The 20,692-nt window shown below is 68.0% G+C and carries 10 protein-coding genes and 1 pseudogene; 6 read left to right on the top strand and 5 right to left on the bottom strand.

The window, feature by feature from the left end; all coding sequences use genetic code 11:
• Positions 1-3: 3 nt before the first annotated feature.
• Complete coding sequence (locus tag ACRAKJ_RS19670) at positions 4-2,910, top strand: BTAD domain-containing putative transcriptional regulator (RefSeq protein ID WP_438920340.1); 2,907 nt, start codon at positions 4-6, stop codon at positions 2,908-2,910.
• Between the two features lie 30 nt (positions 2,911-2,940).
• Here ACRAKJ_RS19670 and ACRAKJ_RS19665 read toward each other — a convergent pair whose 3' ends face one another.
• The 3 genes from ACRAKJ_RS19665 to ACRAKJ_RS19655 all read right to left on the bottom strand — a co-directional run bounded on the left by ACRAKJ_RS19665 (position 2,941) and on the right by ACRAKJ_RS19655 (position 6,320).
• Positions 2,941-3,105: a hypothetical protein gene (locus ACRAKJ_RS19665; RefSeq protein ID WP_438920339.1), complete on the bottom strand. Its 165-nt coding sequence runs from the start codon at positions 3,103-3,105 to the stop codon at positions 2,941-2,943.
• A 429-nt stretch (positions 3,106-3,534) separates the two neighbouring features.
• Positions 3,535-5,331 carry an Imm1 family immunity protein gene (locus ACRAKJ_RS19660; RefSeq protein ID WP_438920338.1) on the bottom strand — a complete coding sequence of 599 codons (1,797 nt, stop codon included), beginning with the start codon at positions 5,329-5,331 and terminating at the stop codon, positions 3,535-3,537.
• Positions 5,331-6,320, bottom strand: coding sequence for a DddA-like double-stranded DNA deaminase toxin (locus ACRAKJ_RS19655; RefSeq protein ID WP_438920337.1), 990 nt, complete (start codon positions 6,318-6,320; stop codon positions 5,331-5,333). The genes ACRAKJ_RS19660 and ACRAKJ_RS19655 overlap by 1 nt, the downstream gene beginning before the upstream one ends.
• Positions 6,321-8,334: 2,014 nt before the next feature.
• Between ACRAKJ_RS19655 and ACRAKJ_RS19650 the strand changes: the two genes are divergently transcribed.
• Complete coding sequence (locus ACRAKJ_RS19650; protein WP_438920336.1) at positions 8,335-9,321, top strand: ThiF family adenylyltransferase; 987 nt, start codon at positions 8,335-8,337, stop codon at positions 9,319-9,321.
• Positions 9,322-9,343: 22 nt separating this feature from the next.
• On the opposite strand, the gene ACRAKJ_RS19645 is transcribed toward ACRAKJ_RS19650, so the two are convergent.
• Together ACRAKJ_RS19645 and ACRAKJ_RS19640 are read right to left on the bottom strand one after the other, a co-directional pair.
• Positions 9,344-11,479: an NB-ARC domain-containing protein gene (locus ACRAKJ_RS19645; protein ID WP_438920335.1), complete on the bottom strand. Its 2,136-nt coding sequence runs from the start codon at positions 11,477-11,479 to the stop codon at positions 9,344-9,346.
• Between the two features lie 79 nt (positions 11,480-11,558).
• Positions 11,559-14,471 (bottom strand): tetratricopeptide repeat protein, encoded by a 2,913-nt coding sequence (locus ACRAKJ_RS19640; protein WP_438920334.1) that lies wholly within the window; start codon positions 14,469-14,471, stop codon positions 11,559-11,561.
• A gap of 504 nt (positions 14,472-14,975) precedes the next feature.
• Here ACRAKJ_RS19640 and cas3 point away from each other — a divergent pair.
• The 4 genes and pseudogenes from cas3 to cas7e form a co-directional block, all read left to right on the top strand.
• Positions 14,976-17,252: a CRISPR-associated helicase Cas3' gene (gene cas3, locus ACRAKJ_RS19635; RefSeq protein WP_438920333.1), complete on the top strand. Its 2,277-nt coding sequence runs from the start codon at positions 14,976-14,978 to the stop codon at positions 17,250-17,252.
• Positions 17,253-17,297: 45 nt separating this feature from the next.
• Positions 17,298-18,887 (top strand): type I-E CRISPR-associated protein Cse1/CasA, encoded by a 1,590-nt coding sequence (gene casA / locus ACRAKJ_RS19630; protein ID WP_438920332.1) that lies wholly within the window; start codon positions 17,298-17,300, stop codon positions 18,885-18,887.
• Positions 18,884-19,444 carry a type I-E CRISPR-associated protein Cse2/CasB gene (gene casB / locus ACRAKJ_RS19625; RefSeq protein WP_438920331.1) on the top strand — a complete coding sequence of 187 codons (561 nt, stop codon included), beginning with the start codon at positions 18,884-18,886 and terminating at the stop codon, positions 19,442-19,444. The genes casA and casB overlap by 4 nt, the downstream gene beginning before the upstream one ends.
• Before the next feature lie 52 nt (positions 19,445-19,496).
• Positions 19,497-20,609: pseudogene (cas7e, locus tag ACRAKJ_RS19620) on the top strand (type I-E CRISPR-associated protein Cas7/Cse4/CasC); the annotation flags it as partial.
• Between the last annotated feature and the right edge of the window lie 83 nt (positions 20,610-20,692).

Here is a 20,692-nt window from a genome sequence, read left to right as displayed (position 1 = left end):
TCGGTGGAGTTCCATCTTCTGGGTGCGGTGTCCGTGCTCGTGGACGACGCGGTCGTGGACCTGGGGCCGGCCCGGCAGCGGTGTGTGCTGGCCGCGTTGGCGGTCGACGCCGGGCAGGTCGTCTCGGTGGAGCGGTTGATCCACCGGGTCTGGGGGGAGCGTTCGCCGCTGAGGGCGCGGCAGACGCTGGTGAACTACGTGTCCCGGCTGCGCCGGGTGCTCGACGCGGACGGCGCGGTCGTCGTGCGGCGCGCGGGCGGCTACTCGCTGGCGGTCCGGCCGTCGGCGATCGACCTGCACCGCTTCCTCGACCTGCGCTCGCGTGCCCTCGCCGAGGACGGCCGGCGGGCCGCGGCGCTGCTGGAGGAAGCGCTGGGGCTGTGGCACGGGGAGGCGTTGGCCGGTCTGAGCGGTGACTGGGTGGCGGCCGAGCGGGATCGGCTGCACCGGGAACGCCTGGCGGCCGAGAGCGGCCTCACCGACGCGCGGCTCGCGCTCGGCGGGGGCGCGGGGCTGGTGGCCGAACTCGCGGCGCGCGCCGTCGAGCACCCCCTGGACGAGCGGACGGCGGGCCAGTACCTGCTGGCGCTGCACCGAGCCGGGCGCACCGCCGACGCCCTGGCCCACTACCAGCGCACACGGGATCACCTCGTGAAGGAACTGGGCATCGACCCCGGTGCCGCGCTGCGCGAGCTGCACCGGCTGATCCTGGCCGACGACCCGTCCCTGGCCGGCAGGCCCGAACGCGACGACACCGACAGCGAACACTCCACCGCTGCGCCGGTAGACCGGACGGCGCCAGCAGATCGGGCGGTGGCGGCAGATCGGGCGGTGGCGGCAGATCGGGCGGTGGCGGCAGATCGGGCGGTGGCGGCGGTGACGCCCCGGCAGCTGCCCGACGCGCCCGCGTCGTTCGTCGGCCGGCGGGAGGAGCTGGACCTGCTCGACGCCGCCCTGCTCGACCAGGCGTGGACCACGACAGTGGTGATCTCGGCCATCGCCGGCACGGGCGGGATCGGCAAGACCTGGCTCGCGCTGCACTGGGCACACCGGCACGCCGAGCGGTTCCCCGACGGGCAGCTGTTCGTCGACCTGCGGGGCTTCAGCCCCGACAGCGCGCCGATGGAGCCGTCGACGGCGGTGCGCGGGTTCCTCGACGCGCTGGGCGTCGAGCCGCACCGCCTGCCGGTCGACCCGCACGCCCAAGCCGCCCTGTTCCGCGGCCTGGTGAAGGGCAAGCGGATGCTGATCGTGCTGGACAACGCCGCCACCAGCGACCAGGTCGTCCCGCTGCTGCCCGGCGGCGCGGACTGCACGGTGGTGGTGACCAGCCGCCACCGGCTGCCCGGGCTGGTCGCCCGGCACGGCGCCCGGCCGCTGTCCCTGGACGTGCTGACCGACGCCGAGGCGCACGCCGTCCTGGTCTCCGTGCTGGGCGCGGCGCGCGTGGCGGACCAGCACCGGGCGGTGACCGAGCTGATCGGGATGTGCGGCGGGTTGCCGCTGGCGCTGGGGGTCATCGCCGCCCGGGCCCGCGCCGAACCCCGGCTGCCGCTGGACCGGGTCGTCGCCGAGCTGCGCGAGTCCGGCCTGGGCTCGCTCGCCGACGACGATCCGTCCGCCAGCCTGCCCGCGGTGCTGTCCTGGTCGCTGACCCACCTGACCGCCGAACAGCGGGAGGTCTTCGCGCTGCTCGGCGTCGCACCGGGACCCGACACCGGTCCCGAGGCCGTCGCCGGTCTCACCGACCGCTCCCCCGCCGAGGCGGACCGGGTACTGCGGGCGTTGCGGGACGCCTCGCTCCTCGAGCGCGATGCGCGAGGCCGCTACGCGATGCACGACCTCGTCCGCGCCTGCGCCACCGCCGAGGCCCGCGACCTGGCCGAGCCGGTCCGGCGGGCGGCACTGCGCCGGGTGGTCGACTTCTACCTGCACACCGCGCACGCCGCCGCCCACGTCCTGGACCCGCGCCGCACCCCGGTCCCGGTCGCCCCGCCCGCGGCGGGCTCGCGTCCCCTCGCGCCGACCGACGAAGCGGCAGCGATGACCTGGCTGGACACCGAACACGCGCACGTCCTGGCCGCCCAGCGGACCGCCGCCGACCAGGACCGCCACGAGGTGGTCTGGCAGCTTGCCGGGGTGCTCAGCACGTTCACCGACCGGCGCGGACGCCTGCACGACGACCTGGCCTCGTGGCAGGCGGCGGTGGACGCCACCACGCGGCTGCCCGACCTCGGCGCCCGCGCCCTCGCCCACCGGCGCCTCGGCCGCGCCCACTCCCGACTGGGACGCCACGAGGCGGCCACCGGGCACCTGCGCCAGGCCCTCGCCCTGATCGAGCGCGCGGACGACCCCGCCGAGCAGGCCCTCATCCACCAGACCCTCGCCCTGGTCTGGGAACGGCGAGGTGACGACCACCGCGCGCTGGAACACGCCCGGCGCGCCCTGGACCTGCACCGCGTCCTGGGCGACCGGGTGCGCGAAGCCATCGCGCTCAACTCGGTGGGGTGGTACTCCGCCCGGTGCGGCGACCACGACACCGCCCGCGAACACTGTCGGGCCGCCCTGGTCCTGCACCGCGACCAACACGACCCCAACGGCGAGGCGGCCACCCTGGACAGCCTGGGCTGGATCGACCACCACACCGGCCGCCACCGGCAGGCGATCGAACACTACGAGCAGGCCCTCGACCTCTACGGCGGCCTCGGCGACACCTACGAGACCGCCGGCACCCTCGACCGCCTCGGCCACCCCCACGCCGCCCTCGACCGGACCGACCTGGCCCGCGCGGCGTGGCAGGAGGCGCTGCGGCTGTACCGGCAGATGGGGCGCGACACCGACGCCGACCGCGTACAGCGACAACTCGACGCCCTCGACGCAGTCCCGGAAGCGGCCCACGCCGGCCGCTGAGAACCCGCACCCCAAGCGCCCACGGTCCGGTCACCAGCGGATGTCCTCCAGCACGTCCGGTGGCGTCCGCCGGTTGAAGGACTCGGGCACCACGACCGTGTCGGCGACGGCCAACACAGCTGAGAATGTGATGCCGCACCGCCGTTCGACCTCGCCCACCGCCGCCTGCAACACGCGGAACTCGTCGAAGCCCACCTTCACCATCGACCAGGCGGCGGTCTTCCCTCACAAGCGGGGATGGTCCGTCAGGCGGCACCCGGCGGCGCTCGCGCAACTGATGCGCTCCCCACGCGAGCAGAGGTGGTCCTACTGACCCGGCTCTCATTACCGCGGTGACCGGGTCTTCCCGCGCGGGTGGGGTGTTCCACAGCGCCTTGAAATCTTGCGACGCGTCTCCTGTTTCTACGCACGCGAGAGTGGCCCGTTCTTCGAGGTGGTACTCGATTCAGACGGTCTGTCTCTCCCATCGTCAGAGGCGTTGCGACGACCAGTTGGATCCGCCCGCTCCGACTGTCTCGGGTACCTGCGCCCCCGAGTCGTCCATGACAGCATCGTGGCCGTCGAGCCCGCAGGGTCGACCGACACGATCGAGGCATGCACCACGCACTGCGGCAGGCGACTCCCTCATTCTCCGAGCGGCCCGCCGCTGCCGACGTGCTGCGGCACGGACGTCCACAGCTGCGCAGTCGACAGGTCGCCGCTGTCGACGAACCGGCCGGCGATCTCCACTGCCCGGTCCACTGGAATCTCCGCGCCGGGTGCCAGCCAGTGGGGGGCCAGGACAACGGTGTAGTAGCGCACGGGCTTCGTGTTCAGGCCATCCGCTGGCACCTTGGGCGTGGACTCGCCAGCCCTGGTCCACTCCAAGGCGCCGAACTCGCCACGCAGCCCGATGGCCAGGCGCGACGAGTCACGTCGGTGGCTGAGGAACCAGATACGCCCAGTGTCGTTGACCAGCCGCATGTTGGCCGCCATCAGCATGGTCATCAGCTCGGTGGGCGATCCGAGGTCCGACACGTCGATCTCGGTCTGTTCGGCGAGCATGCCGGTCATGGCGTCCATGGCCTCCAGCGACTCCTGCGGCAGGCCTGTCACCGGGCCGTGTGCGATGTCCTGCCCCGATCGCCAGCGCGCACCGGTCGGGCGTTGTCCAGTGCGCAGGTATTCCGCCGCTACCGCCAGCGCCCCGTCCAGGTCCCTGACGGCCAGTTCCGGCACGATGTGTCGTCCGCCGTCGGCGGTGTGGAACACCATTCGCGTGTCGTTCGTGCCGTCTTGTGGGACCAGCCGCCGCCCGTCCGGCTCGACCCACTCCACCGCACCCACCCCGTCCCCCACTCCGAACACCAGGTAGGGCTGCTTCGGGTCATCCTCCCCGTGGCGCAGGAACCATACCCGGCCGGCGTTCCCGGATGCGGTGACGTCGAAGAGCCGGTTCACCAGGTCCGCGTGGTCGTAGCGCCCGGCGTAGCTGAGGAACACCGTGGTGCCGATCGACCGCGGAACGAGCGGGGCGGGTTCGTCCGTGGTCTTCCACTCCACGCACGCAGGCCGGTCACCGGTGGCGGTGAATTCCTCGACGATGTCGAGCACGGTGTCCCACGGCAGCTCCGCACCCGCGGGCAGCACCCGGTAGCTGTCGTGTGTTCCGAACAGCTTCGGCTCGTCCCCGACTCCGTCGGCCGGGAGGAAGTTCCCGCCTCCCGGCTCCACCCACACGACCGCGGCCTGCTGCCCTCGCAGTCCCACCACCAGGTAGGGCGCGGTCAGGTCGTCACCATGGACCAGCCGCCAGGCCCGGCCCTTGTCGGCACCGTGGCTCGCCGCGACCAGCAGTCGGACTGTCCGGCGGGCCTCGCGTCCGGCGATGTCCACGACGCTCGTGGCGCGGACCTCGGCGAACTCGGCGGGAAGTTCCACGCCGGCGAGGAACGACTGGAGTTGGGGGTCGCGGTCCTGCCGCCGTCGCGCGCCGCCCGGCGTGCGCAGGTCGGGCACCTCGGCTTCGGGCATCCACTCGACGCATGTCGGTCGGATGCCGGTCGCCACGAACTGCGCTGCCGCCTCCAGCACCGTCCCGACCGGGATTTCCTCGCCCGGGTTGCAGACCTGTTCCTGCCATCCTCGCCAGTACGATGTGCCGCCATCGCGGTATTCGGTCCCGGCGGGCACCTGCATGTCGTCACGATCGCCGTACCAGCGCAGGAAACCCCGCTCGGGGCCGACCCCGAACACCATCGTCGGATAGGTGTCGTCGTGCTCGCCCGCGAAGATCGCCCACTCCACAGGCCGGAGTCGGCCTTCGTCGTCGCGCACCCGGAGGAACCCGTCGAGGTCCGGTGCTCGACGAACGACGTCCAGGCCGGTCCAGTTGGTCGACCGGGCCTCTTCCAGGGCGACATCGGGGGTGTCGTTGCCCATCATGCCTGCTCTCTCCGGACGCCGTAGATCCTCGTGAACGGCTGGTTGTCCTGCATGGTGCCGTGGACGGTCAGTGACTTGCCGAGCCGGGTGAGGATCGGCGTCAACACCTTGTCGCACGTGGTGCGCCGGTCGGCGTTGATTTCGACACCGCACGGGGTGTAGTTGATCGCGATCGTGGCATGGTCGACCTCGGGCATGTGCGACAGCAACTCCGCGGCCTTGACCTCGACATGAAACCTCAGGTAGTCGGCTTGTGCGGTGGTGTACCCCTGCGACAGCAGCATGTCCTTGGTCGCCGCCACCGCGATGTCGTCACTGGGGCCTCCCGAGACGAGTCCTCTCGTTTCGCCTCCGAGCGCGAGCACGCCGTACGTCTGCTTCCCGCTGTTCGGGACGACACGCGGAGGAAGGCTGGCGGCCAACCCGGCCGCGGCCGCTGGGTACCGGTCGCCATGCACGTTCTCGAACTCCTGCCCACGCCGGCCCTGCACGCGAGCATTCCCGCTCTGGGACGACGCCGAGGTGCCCGTGCCGGTCGATGCCGACTGCCCGGCGACCGGACGCCCGGTCTGTCGCTCCGCCGCAGAGAAGGGCATGCCCGCTGTCGTGGGCGCGGATGAGGCTATGGGCGCGGTTCCGGATGTAGACGTGGTCGTCGAGACCGGCGCGGCGGAACCGGTCGACGAGCGGGCCAACCGCGACATGGCCGCCTTCTTCGTCCTCGACGCCCTGAGCGTCGCGGCGATCTGCGCCCTGGCCCGGACCCAACCGATCTTCGAGTCGATCGTGCCGGTCAAATCGTCGAAACCCGCACAAATTGCTTTGTTCCGTTCGGAAAGCTGTTCAGCGTCGCCCTGGAGGGTCCCGGTCAGGCTGTAGTACAGCAGCATGAAGTAGTCGTCCCACAGGGACTTGGCCTGGGCGACCGCGGCCTTGGACGCGTTGAGCTTGTCGACAGCCCTCGCGTAGTCAGGCTCATCGGACATCGGCCCCGGCCGGTCCGGAGTGTGGCTGGCACATGACGAGACTCCCTACCACCGTGAAGTACGGCATGCGGACCACAACAGTTACACCATGCGGCGCAGCAGAGGCCACCCTCCGAACGGGCGACACACCACGGCCTCACTTCCAGGACCCACATGACGCGCGGCCGACGTCGCTCCGACGGCACCCCCTGGGCGGGCCTGAGGCGACCCGCTGCGGCTCGATCCCGCCCAGGCCGGGTGGGGGTTCTCCACACGAGCGGACTCTTCCGACCCTCGAGGCCTATGGCGTTCACGTTAGAGCCTGAGCGTTCGATGCGCGACCAGAGCAGTGGCGTCGGACTATAGGCGGCCACCTCGCCAGCCAGCTCTATCGGCCTCGAACCCGTCAGGCAGCGCACCACTAAGCTTACGATGATCGCAAGACGGTCTGGATGTGACGTGCGGAAGGTCGTTGTGTCAAGATTCGAGACCGCAGTGAACCGAATGAAAACACAGGCAGCGACCTGTAACGTCGCAGCTCAAGAGGTGGTCTTCCCCGCGTGAGCGGGGATGGTCCGTAGTCGTACTCGTTGTCCACGGCATGCACGCTATCTTCCCCGCGCGAGCGGGGGTGGTCCGCGCCTGATGCGCCTGACCCGATTCGAGATCAAGTCTTCCCTGCATGAGCGGGGTGGTCCTCGCGGCAACCAGCCGAGCAGGTCGACGGCGCGTCTTCCCCGCGCGAGCAGGGGTGGCCCCAGGGCTACGACTGCACCGAAGATGATCCCCAGGTCTTCCCCACGTGAGCGGGGATGGTCCATCGTGCTCGACGAGGTCGAGGTGGGCGACCAGGTCTTCTCCGTATGAGCGGGGATAGGTCCCGCCCGCACAGACTGTGCAGCTGCTCAGCGTGGCGTCTTTCCCGCTCGAGCGAGGGTAGTCGGCGAATCCACGTCAACCGGTCTCCTACCAGCTGTGCCACCGTACGAGCGAGGGTTCCGCCCTCCAGGTCGATTCGCCCTTCGAGGCTGTCATGTTCCCCGCGCCAGCGGGGAACACGACCCCCTGGGCCGACGGCCATCAGTATGCGAGACTGGAACGAATCGAATAAAAACGCGCTCTTCAGCCTATGAAATCACTGGTCAAAAGGTGTTCTTCCCGCGCGAGCGCGAGTGCCCCTCCAGGGCCAGGCGCAGCTGCGCCACGTACTTGTGCTCCCCGCGCGAGTGGGTGGTCCGCCAGTGAATCTGGTGGGTCGGCGGCGTGTTCGTTCCCCCTGCGTGAACAGGGGCGCTCCGGCGTTGTCGGCCGCCAACTCTAGAACAGCAGCGCCCCCCGTGAAGTGCCGCCGTCGCGGTACCGGTCCGACCAAAACCCGCATTCCATCGTTCCTGTTTCCGGACGCCGTAGGCCCTCAGAAACGGCTCGTTGTCCCGCATGGTGGCTTCAACCCATTCGAGAGGTGGGCTCACAGCTCCGGCACAGACCGCACCCTCGGAGCTCCCGCCACGCGCCGGACGAGGTACCGGCCGGCTTGACGGCCATTCCACCGCCTTCCACGAGCCCCTTCGACCACCTCCACCTCGGGCATCCCGACGCAGAGCGCCCTCTGCGGCTAACTTCACCCGTTCGGCCGCTCTAAACCGCTTCGCGTCCCGGCATCTGTCCCGGCTGGTGTCCCAACCGGCCAGCGATGCTCGTGTTCTCACTGACGAGCACGAGAGGGATTGCATGAGAACGCCGTCTTTCCACTCCTCGCCGATCGGCGACGACATGTCTCCCGACCTAAGCGAGAGTCACTGCCTGCAGGCCACAGGTCGAATGTCTGCGGGAAGGTCGGGAAATTCGTGATCGAGTTTTTTGAAATCGAACAGCCGATGACCTTCAGCGGCGACGACCTCCAATCGTAGACAGGAGAAGAATGCACCCTCGGGTAAAGGCCGAGCATTATCCAGTACAGCTGGGTGACGGTCGTATCAGGATCGGCGGTACCGTGCGAGGAATCAATTCCGCCATCGCGGACCCGGATGGCTGGGTGTCCGCGCTGATCACGGCGCTCGACGGAGAGCGCACGGTAGATCAGGTAGCTCACGACATGCGGCGGGTCTTCCCGGACAGGTCCGAACGCGACGTGCGGGCTGCGATCAGCGACCTGATCCGCGCCGGCTACGTCGAGGACGCCGCCGAGGTGGCTCCTGGGGAGCTGTCCGAAGCGGAATGGAAACGATACGACCGAGGACGACGGTTGTGGCGCTGGATGGACCGCACACCACGGCGCACGAGTTGGGACGTGCAACTGCTGTTGAAGCGAGCGGCGGTCCTGGTCGTCGGTATCGGCGGTGTGGGAAGCACCGCGGCGCTGTCTCTGGTGATGTCGGGCGTTGGGCGTGTGCATTGCGTCGAGCCGGACATGGTGGAGCTGTCGAACCTCAACAGGCAGGTCTTGTTCGCTGACGCGGACGTCGGCAGGTTCAAGGTCGATGTGGCGGTCGAGAGGCTGCGTGCCCACAACTCCGACGTCGTGGTCACAGGTGAGCGAGCCGTCGTCGGGAGCTTGGCGGCTCTTCAAGCTCTGGCCGAGGGATTCGACGTGGTCCTGTTGGCTGCGGACAGACCGTCGGTGATCCGACGGTGGGCCAATCGGGCCTACCTGGAAACCGGCACGGCTTGGGTGCACGGGGGCTATCACGGACCACAGGCCATCGTGGGGCTGTACCGGCCGGGCAGTGGACCGTGTTACGAGTGCCTGTACGCCGAGCAGAAGACACGGCCAACGCCGATGCCAGTCCGCACGCCCTGGCCGGCGGTAACGAGGCAGCCGAGGCAACACGCGGTGAACGCGGTGACGGCCGGGATCACCGGTCACCTGGCAGCACACGCGGTCATGAGCCTGATCACCGGGGTGCCGGCGTTGCCGGCGAATCGCGAGTACGGGCTCAACCTGGTCACGTTGGACGAATGCGTCGCCCGCGGCGTGGCTGAGCCCAGCCCTCGGTGTCGGGCCTGTGGCCCGCTGCACTAAGACGGTCCAGTGACGAGCGGACCTACGCGGGAGGCTTCACGGTCCGCAGTCTCCTGCGTAGGTCCTGCGCGCGTGGCTGGTCGAGGTCGGTGAGGATCGCTATCGCTTCGGCCAGGCAGCTCTCGGCGCCGGCCAGGTCACCTTTGTGCTCCAGCGACCTCGACATCGTCTCGAGCACGCTCGCCAGGTGCTGTTGTTCCCCCGCCTCGGCGCGGTGGAGGGCAACAGCACGCCGGCACAGCTCGATAGCGATATCGTGTTCGTCGCTGCCTTGCCGGGCTACAGCGAGGTGGTGCAGGCCGTAGGCGATTCCCGCTGGCGAACCGGCTGTGCGGCGGAACTCCAGTGCGAGTTCGGCGTGCTGCAACGCCTCGTCGAAGCGGCCCCATCGTGCGTGGACGATGCTGAGGTTGGAGTGCACGACGGCTTCGACATAGCCGTTTCGTCGCCCCTTCACCAGCGGCAGAGCCTCACGGAAGTATCTTTCCGCATCGGCGAAGCGCTGTTGGAGTACCCGGGTGCGGCCGAGGCCGGTCAGCGAGTCGCCCAGCAGGCCGTGGTCGGCGAGCCATCGGGCGAGTTCGATCGCCTGATAGTGGTCGACGTCGGATTTCTCCCAGTGGTCGAGTTGCTGACGGGTGTTGGCTCGACGCAGCAGAAACCCTGCTTCGAGGGTCTGATCACCGCAGGCGTGCGCTGCGGTGACCGCCAGCGATTCGGCCCAGACCCGTGTGGGCCAGTAGGAGCGCGGGCGGAAGAACAGGAAGCGCATCGAGGATGCTATGCCCATCGTCGCCTGGTGCAGCCTTCGTTCCGCTGCCTGGCGCAGCGCCGTCTGCAACGTCGTCAGTTCACTGGTCAACCATGTCAAGGCGTGATCGCGATCGGTCAGCGGCAGCGGTGCCGTCGTCTCGCCCGGATCCACTACCAGTGATGGGTTGGCGGGGAACAGCATTCTGTCGGCCGTGATCGCTGTGTGGGCGTACCAGGCGAGTACGTCGGAGACGACGGTGCCGCGTTCGGGTTCGGTCTCGTCGAGGGCCGCGCGGTGTGCGGCGTAAGCGTGCAGGAGGTCGTGCATTCGATACCGCTTGCGTCCGACCGGCTCGACCAGGTGACGCTCCGCCAGCGCTTCCAGGTGCCGGTAGGCGGTGACGACGTTCGTGTCGGTGAGTACCGCCGCGACGTGGACTCCGACTTCGACGCCGGGGTGCAGTCCGAGCCGGCGGAAGGTGCGAGCGTGAGCGGGCGACAAGCGCGCGTAGGACCAGTCGAACACGGTACGGACGGCGCTGCGTTCGTCGTCATGCGCGCTCAAGGCGTCGAGCGGGTCCGAGTTCTCCCGGATGTCGGCAATGGTATCGGCGACACTGCTGTGCGGGCGGACCGCGATGTGCGTGGAGGTGATCCGCAACGCCAGCGGTAATCGGGCGCACACGACTACCAGGGTGTTCACCGCGTCCGTCTCGGCGTCCGCGCGAGTGGCGCCGATGATCGACCGGATCAGGGCGGTGGACTCGGCGAAGGTGAGCAGGCCCAGCGCCACCCGGTGTGTGGAACCGGTGATCGCCAGGCCGGTGAGCGCTGATCGACTGGTCACCACGGCCAGGCAGCCTGCTGCGGCAGGCAGCAGTGGGCGCACTTGGTCGGCGGTGGCGGCGTTGTCGAGCACGACCAGCACGCGTCGACCGGCCACCGAGGACCGGTACAGGGCGGCTTGGCTGTCGGGGTCCGTCGGGATCTGGTCCGCCGGGGTGCCGAGGGCCTGCAGGAATGAGGCCAGCACTCGACCGGGGGCGAGCGGGGAACCGGGACCGTGGCCGCTGAGGTCGGCGAACAGGATCCCATCGGGGAAGTGGCGCTCGACCCGATGTGCCCAGCTCACGGCCAAGGTGGTCTTGCCGACACCGGCCATGCCGGTGACCACCGCCGTCGGTGCCGGGCGCTCGTGCTCCAAGTGGTCCAGGAGGGTGTCCAGCTCGGCGATTTCGCCGACGCGGCCGGTGAAGTCGCCGATGACAGCAGGTATCTGCCGGGCCCTGGGCGGGATGCGGCGTGCCGGTTGCTGTGGCAACACCACTTGGTGGATCGTGGCGGCCTGCACCACCGATCCGCCGACATCACCGACCTCGTTGTGTGTGCTCGTCGCGTCGCTCATGACTCCAGTTTCGCCCGACGAACACCCGAGTCACGGCAGCACCGACCCGCGCCTGCGCAGGACGATCAGCGGCGCGGTGTCAGAGCTGTACCGCGTTCAACCATCGGCGCACCTCCTCGGTCCGGGCGTGTGCTTCCGGATCGGAGAAGTCGACCAAGAGCGCCAGCGCCTCGTTCCACCGCTGCCGTGCCTGCACCGGGCTGCGTTGAGCGTGGTGGATCTCCCCTTGGGCACGCAGCGCCAATGCCTCGCCATAGCGGTCCCCCACCTCGTGGAGGACCTCTACTGCCTGCACGTACGCCTTCATCGCCTCGATGTAGTGACCCTGCTGCCCGTGCACCACGCCGAGTTCGTACAGTCCCTGACCTTCGCCCTGACGGTCTCCGAGATCGCGGTAGAGCCGCAGTGCCTTCTCAAGGCATCCAACGGCGGTTTCTGCCTGGCGCATGATGCCGTGGGCGACGCCGAGGTGGTGCGAGGCGCGCCCCTCGCCATGGCGATCACCCATCCCGCGGAACACCCGTATGGCTTGTTGGTAGCAGAAGACGGACTCCTCGGGTCGCTGCATCTGCCCGTAGGTGGTGCCGAGGTCGTGCCACAGGAGGGCCTCGCCGCGGCGGTCTCCGACGCCGCGTCGGATCGCCATAGCTCGACGGTAACAAGCGATGGCGTCATCGAACCGACGTGTCTTGCGATGGACGTCTCCGAGGTCGGTGAGGACTCGTGCTTCCCCGGGACGGTCTCCGATTTCCTGGGCGATCAGCTGGGCCTGCCGATAGTGGCCGACCGCGTCCGCGAACTGTCGGGCATCCGTCAGCGCACGGCCCAGGTTGCTGTGTGCTGTGCGCTGCGCGTGTCGGTCGGAGGTGCGCTGTGCCGCATGGAGGGCCGTTGTGCCCAGCGCGATCCATTCCTCCGAGTACCGTCGGAGCTCGTGGTACCCGGCGAGGTGCGCGGCGATGTCGAGGACGAGCGCGTCGTGGACCTCTGTCGCACGGTCGACCGTCGCGGCCAGGGTGCTGTGCTGGATGTCGAGCCAGTCCAGCGCTTCACGCCGACTGGAGAACCTGTTCGGTCCGGCTACTGGAGCACCGTGCGCGTCGAGTCGATCACTTGCGGCGCGTGTGGCCGCAGCGTACTCGTTGACGAGGCGGGCGAAGGCATCGTCGCGTTCGGTCTCGGAATCATCGGACTCGACGAGCTGTCGAGCGTAGAGGGCGATCAGATCGTGAAAGCGCCACCAATCGTAGTCGATGCCGTCCTCCAGAAGGTGGGCGCGGCGTAGTTCGTGCAGCAGGTTACGGGTTTCTCCCAGCGGTTGGCCGCTGAGGGCGGCGGCAGCGCTGCTGCCGGTCTGCACACCGGGGTTGAGCGCCAGCAGCCGGAACATCCGGGCGGTGCGGGGCTGCAGTTTGTCGTAGGACAGGGTGAAGGCGACCACGACCGAGGATGTGCTGTCGCGGGAGAGGGTACCGAGACGCTGTCCGGCATCGGTGAGGTCTTCGGCGAGCTGCTTTACCGACAGCGCAGGGGCCTCGACCAGTCTCGCGGCGCTGATGTAAAGGGCCAGGGGGAGAAACCCGCACAGCGTCACGACTTTCGCGGCGTCCTGCGCGGATCTGGCGATCCGGTCGTCTCCTGGACGGGCGCGGCGCAGGTGTTGGTCCAGTTGCTTTATTGCAATTTCCGTCGATGGAAGATCGACCGGAATCGGTCGCAGGTTGACGCGCGAATTGCCCAGTATGCTACGAGATGTGACCAACAGTTTGTGAGGCGGTGAGTCAGGCAGTAGAAGCTCGACTTGCTCGGTGTAGGCCGCGTTGTCGGCGACGATCAGGATCCGTCTCTCCGCTTGGGCATGACGATTCAGTGTCTCTCGGTACAACACGACGTAGTTGTGTCGCATCCCGGCTGGTTGATCGCTCAACACACTCATCTGCCGCAGGAGCGCGGGCACCGTGTCCTCCGGGAGGATCGGGAACGGTGAATAGCCTTGGAGGTCCAGGAACAGCACATCGGTGAACCTGGACCGCTTGAGCGCCTCGTGAGCGACGTGGATGGCCAGGGAGGTCTTGCCCACGCCGGGCAGGCCCGTCAGTACCGGCGCAGGTGCGGGATCACTGTCTTCCAGTAGGAGCACCAACTCTTCGACCTGCGCTTCACGTCCGACCAGCAACGGCCGAGCGGGCAGTGTCACCACCCCACCCCTTGAGTCGAGAGGGGCAGGAGTGTTCAGCGAAGGGTCATCGGCTTTGATGCGGTCGCGCAGGTTCCGGAGTTCGGTACCCGGCTCGCCGCGGTCCGACCCGCGCAGGAGGGCTTCGAACTTGTCGTAGACGGACACAGCCTCGCCACGTTGTCCGACCCGGTGCAGAGCCTCCATCCGGAACTCCACCAGCGCCTTGTCGAAGGGCCGGCGAGCCAGCGGCTCACTGATCTCGTCCAGCACGCGCTGTGGATGTCCCTGCTCAAGGTAGGCGGAGATCAGCAGCTGCCATGCGTTGCTCCACTGTAGCTCCAGTGCCTCGCGGGATGCGCTCACCCAACTGTTGTCCCCCAGTCCCTGCAGCGCCACCCCCCGCCACTCGGTGAGTGCCGCACGTGCCGCGTCCGCGACGCGTTGCGACGAGTCCTCACGGCGAGCGATGTCCAGGTGCCGCTGAAACCTCACGTGATCCACCCGGTCCGGATCGACTTTGAGGACGACGGCCTCGTCGGTCGACTCGATTCGGGCCGCGCCGTCGCCGTGGGTCTCCAACGCCCGGCGCAGGCTACGACGGTACTTGCCGAAATCCCGGCGGTAGTCGCCGATCTTGACCTGCGGCGGGGCGTCGACCTCCCACATCCTGCTGATCAACGACCTTACCGAGACCCACTGGTTTGGCTTTATCAGCAGGGCCGCCAGCAGCATCCGGTCCAACCGGGCACGTAGCGCGACAGGCCGGTCGTCACCGTCACGGATCTCGACGGGCCCCAGGACACGTAGGTCCACCGACAGCTCCTCCTGTAGTGAACGACCGTCTCACGATAGGGGTGATCCGACCGAATCCACCAGTGAAAAATGTTTTCACGAGAACAGGTGAACTATCCGCAATAAGACGGAATACGTCTGCCTTCGATCCGCTATGGTCGGCAATCGCAAGCAGCGCAGGAGCACGACGCCCACCGTCGAATGGTCCGAACACACCATGCATGGTCTCGATATAGCCCCCCGCACCAGAGGACCACACACCGGCCGCAGTATCGGCCACGACCGGTGATGCACACTCCCGTATTGGCGGGGAAGTAACTGCCGCACGCCTGCGCGCGAAACAACCAAGCGGTACACCCCCGCCTGCACGGGGATCCACGACCGGCGTTGACCATGCCGTGCATCGAACAGCCACAACCTACCATCCTGCCCTCCGCGGTGACACCTGCGCGACCATCTGGATCTTCCAGTCGATCGAACCGTTCGAGCACGACCAAGCTTGGCTGTTTGAGGAGCTGTCCAGCGATGCGGACCATGTGGACGATGTGGAGCATTAAACGCGGACTGACCACGCCCTATTTGCTGATCCACCATTTGATCGACACCGCGGCAGCCATGGTCGCGCTGTGGGATGTGCACGTATCGGCCGGTTTGCGCTCCTGGCTCGCCGAGGAATTGCGCACAAGCGAGGACCAGGCAGGCAGGTTCATCGCCCTGCTCGCGGGTCTGCACGACATCGGCGCGGCCACTCCGTGCTATCAGGACGATGTGGCCCCCGCTTCGCCGGACTGGATCGGCCACGACGAAGCCGGGTACTTGGCGCTGCCGACCCTGCTGGCCTCTCCCGACTCCACCGAGCCGTTCCAGGCATCGGTGGCGTACCGGATCGGCCAACTGATCGGCGGACATCACGGCGTGTTCCACACCACCGACCTGAGAAGAGTCGAGCGCCCGCTCAAGCTGGAGCCACGCTTGGGCGACGAATCCTGGCACCGGGCTCGGGCCGACATCGTCATGTTGATCACCAACCTGGTCGCCGACCAGCCGCTGCCCGAACGGCTCCCCGCGGTCGCGGCCTCGGTGCTCGCCGGAATGGTCGCCACCGCCGACTGGCTGGCCTGCGACACGGCGGAGTTCATCCCCGCTCAGCAGGCCGACGCACCCGACGACCTGGAGGACCGCTTCGAGTACACGCAGACGGTCATGCGCGCACGGGTGATCGCCGCCGGACTGCGGGCTCCGCAGTTCCCCGATGCGGCTTCCAGCACCGAGGTATGGGGCATCGAACCAACCCCGTTGCAACGCTCGATCGCCGAGGAATTGATCCCGGTCATGGACGAGGCGGGCCTGTTGCTCATCACCACGCCCCCGGGTACCGGCAAGACGAGAGCCTCGTTGCTCGCCGGGCACGCGCTCGGCATCGCCACCGGCCGTCCGGGGATGTTCTACGGAGCGGCGACCACGATGACGGCGCACGAACCGCGGGCTCAGCTCCAAACCTTCACCTCCGCCATCACAGCCGAATCCGTTGCGGTGCCGCTGATCTACGCGGGGGCCACCGTTCCAGGGGTCGGTGGCCGACCGGGCGAGGCGGAGCGGTCGCATGACGTCGACACGTCCCTGTTGGCTCCCGTGTGCGTCGGTGGCGTCGACCAGGCGTTGCTGGCCACGGTGAAAGCGCGTCACAACATGCTGCGCATGTACGGCCTGGCCAACAAGACGCTCATCTTGGACGAGGTGCACGCGCTCACCACGCACCAGCGCGAACTGCTGTCCGTGCTCCTGTCGTGGTGCGGTCGCATAGGCGTGGGCGTGGTCCTGATGTCGGCCACCCTGCCCGTCCCATTCCGGCAGCAGTACGTCACGGCGTACCGGGAAGGTGCCGGCGTCAGCGAACCCGCCACGCCCGACATCCCCGGCCCCGGATGGAGCTTCATCGGCCGCTCCGGCCGGATCCTGCAACCGTCGAGCGAGGCACGCCACACGATGACGGCCCTACGCTCGCCACTTCCCAGGCTTCAACTATGCCTGTCCTCTGGCCCGCAGGAGCGTGAGGCGGAGATCGAACGATACGCGCGCCAAGCCGCCCAGGCGGGCGGGTCCATCGCCGTCGTGTGCAACACCGTCGCCGATGCCGAGGACACTTTCCAGGGTCTGAAGCGGACACGACTCCCCCATGTCGATCTTCTCTTTCTGCACTCCGACCTTCCCGACGAGCAGCGGCACCGCATCACCGCGGACCTGACCGCATCGTTCGATCACGACCACGGTCAACGAGCACCGTCGGTCGTGGTGGCGGATCAGTCGCTGGACAGCCTGGATCTGGACTTCGACCTCGTCCTCAGCGACCTGGCGCCGATCGCGACGCTGGTGTTACGCCTGGGCAGGTGCTGGAGGCGCGACCGGAAGCACCCCGACGGCTCCCCTGACCGCCCCACATGGGCCACCGAGCCGCGACTGGTCGTCCTGAGCCCCGCCGAGCTTCCACGCGAGGATCCCGAGCCGACGCGATGGCGCACTGCGCACGCCCGCTACGAAATCGCCGCGACCCATCACATCCTGACCGTCATGGACCCGAGCCTGCCGTTCCCCGCCGACATCGATCGCCTGGTGCGACACGTACACGCCGCCGATCCCGCTCAACTCGACGGTGAATTGCTGCAGCTGTGGAGCAGGCAGCACGCGTCGGACCGGGCGCAGGTCCACCGTGCCGGGATCACCGGAATCCGCTACGCCCACCAGGCGAACGACCTCGCCGACCTGACCAGCCCTCTATCCCCCACCCCGCTCGCCACGACGTGACGGTGGTCCGCAACCCGATCCCGCCCACAGCCGGAAAGGTCATCAATGCCACGACCCTCCTATCCCGTCGACAGCAGGCCCTGGATACCCGTGGTCGACCTCGACGGCGAACACGACATGCTGTCCCTGCGTGACCTCATGGAGAAGGCGCACCTGTTGCGCGATATCGCCGTCACGGCACCGCCCGCGGCCGCGGCGCTGATGCGGCTGCTGTACGTGATCGCGGCACGCGTCACCGGACTCGACAGACTGGACCCTCCAGCCACCACGAACCAGCCCGACGCGCCGGAGGAATGGCTTACCAGAAGGGCAAAGGAGGCCCTCGTCGGCCACTTCCGCCCGGACTCCGTCCGGCAGTACTTCGACCGCCACGCCGGCCGATGGGACCTCTTCTCACGGCATGCTCCGTGGATGCAGGACCCGCGGTTACGCGATGAGTCCAAACCCATCGGCGTCAACCGATTCGACCCCACCCGCCCCAACGACAACTCCCAGGTCTGGTTCCGGCACACCCATCACGACCGCGCCACCCCCATACCCACCCCTCAGGCGATCCTGTGGCTGTTGATGCACCACCAGTACGGAGCCGGAGGCGGCGGTGGCACCCGCACCGTCGAGACAACAACGGTCGACGGATCCGTGCGCAGAGCCTCCGACCAGTACATGTCCTCCGGCCCTCTGCGCGCCATCCTGACGTTCTACCCACTCGGGCACACGTTGTTCGAGTCGCTCATCGCCGGACTGCCTGACCCGACCAGCCCACCGGAGGCAGGCGAGGACGCCGCTCCATGGGAACGAACGGAACTTTCGGACCCCCTGGCCCCGCCACCTCAGATGACCGCTCCCGCAGGTCTGCTGATCGGACGCAGCCGCCACGCGCTGCTGCTGCACCCCGACGTCACCGGTGACAACGTCGTCGACGCACGCCTCACATGGGGTTTCAAAGAACCCCATCCCCCCGTACTGCGCCATGACCCGTACGTGATCGTCGATCGCGACAGCGGCGAGGGCGAGTGGCACCCGCGGCGAACAAACGCCGAACGCGCCCTGTGGCGCGATCTCGACGCGCTGCTGGCCGACTCCGATCGGCACCTACGACCGGAGATCATCAGAACGATGCGGTCCCTCCCCGCGCACATCCGCGATGAACTCGTGGTCCGCGCCTACGGGGTCGACCAAGACCGACAAGCCACCGACAAACAGTGGATCACCGCCACCACGCCCACGTTGTTCGGCTGGCTGTTCGAGGAAGACCCGACGAAATTCCGAGGTGCCGAACTGCTGCGCACCGCGGCCGACACGGTGGCTGGTTCGCTGCGGTTCACGTTGAAGCAAGGCTACCGGTCCCTGGCGGTAGCGGGTTCTCGACCGGACAAGAAAGACGTGCCGTGGGTGACCTCCGCCATGGCGCACTACTGGCCGCACGCACAAGACCTGTTCTGGGACAGGTTTCTCGACGAGGACTTCACCGAGCCGCACCGCGCGTACACCGCAATCGCCGTGGACGCGCTGCGCTTCGCCACGGACCACGAAGCCCACCACACGGCAGTCGCCCGCGCCCAGGCGGACATGACTCGCTTCCTGCGTCGTGTCGCAGCGAAAAAGGAACCCCGGACAGACAGGACACCTACATGATCCCCAAAGCGACACTGGCCGATTTTACACCGCGCATGGCCATGTACTCCGCGTCCAACCCGGAGATCAGATCGGCGCTGCGCTCCGGGCTGGGCAAACCGGTCGACCGCTGCGACCACATGCACGGTCACCTCGCGCACTGGCTGAACGCCGAACGTGGGGGAACCCGGATCGACGATCACGATCAGCGCTGCCTGTACACCATCGCCTCCCTGATCGCCCACACCCCCGAAGGCGCCATCCCGGACGTGCGGCCGGGAAATCTCGGAGCGACCCTCGCCGTCGCCACCCGCCGCGGGATCCTCGCCGCCGCCACGACAGCACGTTCGGTCGAACGGCTCGGCAAGCAGCCGTCCGAGACCGTCTGCCGAAGCCTCGTCCATATCGTGGTTCCACTGCGCAGCAACCGCATCCCGGTCGACTTCACGGTCCTGCTCGAGGACCTTCTCGCCTGGCCGCACAGCCAGCACCGCGTGCGCAAGAACTGGTTGCAGAGCTACCACATCGGCCTGGACAAAGAGGACGAGCCCTCTCCACCCGACAGCAACCAGGACTGATCGGCCAAGACCTCCCACGCAGCACCAATCCCGCTCACCGAAGGACATCACCATGCACGTGGACATCCACGCACTGCAAACAGTCCCTTACAGCAATCTCAACCGCGACGCCCAGGGGGCACCCAAGGAGACCGTGTACGGAGGCAAGACCCGCACCAGGGTATCCAGTCAATCCTGGAAGCGCGCAGTGCGCCTGAAGATGGAACAGCAATTCGGCGACCCGACCATCCGCACCCGTCAGGTCGCCGGAGCGGTCCGAGACGCCCTGGTCGAACAGGACTGGGACGACGACACCGCACGTAAAGCAGGACGCGCGGTGATGTTCAGCGCGGACACCATCGCCAAACGGTCCAAGGACAAGGACGGCGGTGTCACACCCGACGACCACACCGACCTGTCAAAGGTCTTGTTCTGGATTCCGAAGGCCGCCATCGCGGAGCTGGCCGGACTGTGCCAGGAGCACCGCGGCGTCATCGCAGCGACCACACTCCCGACCGGCGAAGACAGCGGCAACGGTGCCGACACCGGCAAGAACAGCGCCGGTAAAGCCAAGCGCACCAAGGCGGACAGGAACAAAGCCGAGATCATCCTGCCGCCCGCCGAGGTCGACCAGATCCTGCGCCGCCGCTCGCCCACGATCAACCTGTTCGGCCGGATGCTGGCGGAGATGCCCGGACACGGAGTGGACGGTGCCACGCTGTTCGCGCACGCGTTCACCACGCACGAAACAGCGGTCGACTTCGACTTCTTCACCGCAGTGGACGACATTACGGCCGAGGATTCCACCGGCTCAGGACACCTGGCGACCGCCGAGTTCGCCTCGGGGGTGTTCTACCGCTACAGCAGCGTCAACATCAGCGACCTGGCCACGAACGTGGGCACCATGGACGACGCACTGACCACCCTCGGCGCCTACCTCAGCGCGTTCTGCTCCGCGATCCCCAGCGGTAAGCAGAAGACCACCGCCGCGGTAACGGTACCCGAACTGGTCCACATCGCCGTACGCCACCAGCCGTTGTCGCTCGCCGGTGCGTTCGAGAAACCCGTCCGCAGCGCTGTGGACGGAGGACACGCCGAACCTTCACGACGGCTGCTCGCCGAATACGCCGCGCGGCTGCACCGCTTCATCGGCCACGACGGACTTGTCTGGCACGGCCACGCCAGCATCGACGAGTACGACTACAGCCCGCTGGGCGAGCGCAGCGACACCCTCCACGACCTGATCGCCACCGCGATGACCCGGACCGG

The sequence above is a fragment of the Saccharothrix sp. DSM 118769 genome, from assembly GCF_052936295.1.
Note: the sequence above shows the minus strand (reverse complement) of the source record. Positions and strands in the feature narration are given on the sequence as shown.